Here is a 1,365-nt window from a genome sequence, read left to right as displayed (position 1 = left end):
CCCCCAACTTGCGCATGCACGACCGCAGGTAGCTCTTCACCGTCTCCGGCCGCAGCCCCAGCCGGTCGGCCGCCGCCGAGTTCGTCGCGCCCGAGGCGACGCAGGCCAGGACGTCCACCTCGCGCGGGGACAGTCGTACGCGTCCGCGGGGCGCGGAGTCGCCGCCCGTCGAGGCGCGGGCCAGGCGGCCGCAGGCGCTCAGGATCTCCTCCCGCAGCTGCGGGTCGGCCACCCGCTGGGCCAGGGCCCGGAGGTCGACATGGGCCGCGCGGACCTCTTCCCAGACCGCCGGATCGGGCTCGGGCTCCGGCACCGGCTGCTCCGCGACCGTCATCAGCCGCCGCGCCTCGTCCTGTGCGACGAGGGCCCACTCCAGCTCGCGGGCGGCCTCCACCGCCGTGCTCAGCGCGCGGTCGCCGAGGATCAGCGGCTGGCGCAGCGCGCCGTACAGGACGCCGCGCACCCGGCCCCGGACGACCACCGGGACGGCCAGCACCGAGCGCAGCCCCTCGGCGCCGACCGCGCCGTCGTATTCATGGCTGATCGCGCGCGAGACGGGGTAGTCGATCACGGATATCGGCCGGGACAGGGTCAGGACCTTGCCGCCGAGCCCGTTGCCCGCCGCGATGGCGAGCCCGCGCAGGGAGTTCGTGGTGGTTCCGGTGAGTTCGGAGATGCGGAACTGCTGTGCGCCGGAGAACAGTCCGCCGAAGGCGACGGGCAGCCCGCCGCGTCGGCGCATCCGCAGCAGTGCTGTCCGTACGTCGACGGCACGCTCCCATTCGGCCACGGTCGCCTCCCCGAAACGCCGTCACCCCCGTCCGGGGGTGGTGAGACACAGATCACCCGTCGCACGATGCTAGCGAGCGGCACGTCAAATCAGGAGGACGAAGTGACAGCAATGAGTCCGTCTCACGAATTCCGCGTGGCACGGGACTTCCTTCTCGACCGCCGCGAGGATTACGCGGCGGCGTACGAAGGGTTCAGCTGGCCCCGCCCGGATCGCTTCAACTGGGCCCTGGACTGGTTCGACCCGATCGCGGAGGGGAACGGACGCACCGCCCTGCACATCGTGGAGGAGGACGGCCGGGAGACCCGGCTGAGCTTCGACGCGATGCGCCGCCGCTCCGACCGGGCCGCGAACTGGCTGCGCGCACGGGGCGTGCGGCCCGGGGACCGGATCGTGGTCATGCTCGGCAACCAGCGGGAGCTGTGGGAGACGGCGCTGGCGGCGATGAAGCTGCGCGCCGTCGTCATCCCCGCCACCCCGCTGCTCGGCCCGCTGGACCTGGCGGACCGCATCGGCCGCGGCCGGGCGAAGCACGTGATCGTGCGGGCGGAGGACACCGGCAAGTTCGCTGAGGT

Annotated in this window: 2 protein-coding genes; one reads left to right on the top strand and one right to left on the bottom strand. The window is 73.1% G+C overall.

What is annotated here, in order from left to right; translation table 11 throughout:
* Positions 1-790: helix-turn-helix transcriptional regulator (locus SSOG_RS10980; RefSeq protein WP_009714291.1), on the bottom strand; the 790-nt coding region annotated here is incomplete at its 3' end.
* A gap of 111 nt (positions 791-901) precedes the next feature.
* On the opposite strand from SSOG_RS10980, the gene SSOG_RS10975 reads away from it, so the two are divergent.
* Positions 902-1,365: AMP-binding protein (locus tag SSOG_RS10975; RefSeq protein ID WP_208867512.1), on the top strand; the 464-nt coding region annotated here is incomplete at its 3' end.

Source organism: Streptomyces himastatinicus ATCC 53653 (assembly GCF_000158915.1).
Classification (GTDB): Bacteria; Actinomycetota; Actinomycetes; order Streptomycetales; family Streptomycetaceae; genus Streptomyces; species Streptomyces himastatinicus.
Note: the sequence above shows the minus strand (reverse complement) of the source record. Positions and strands in the feature narration are given on the sequence as shown.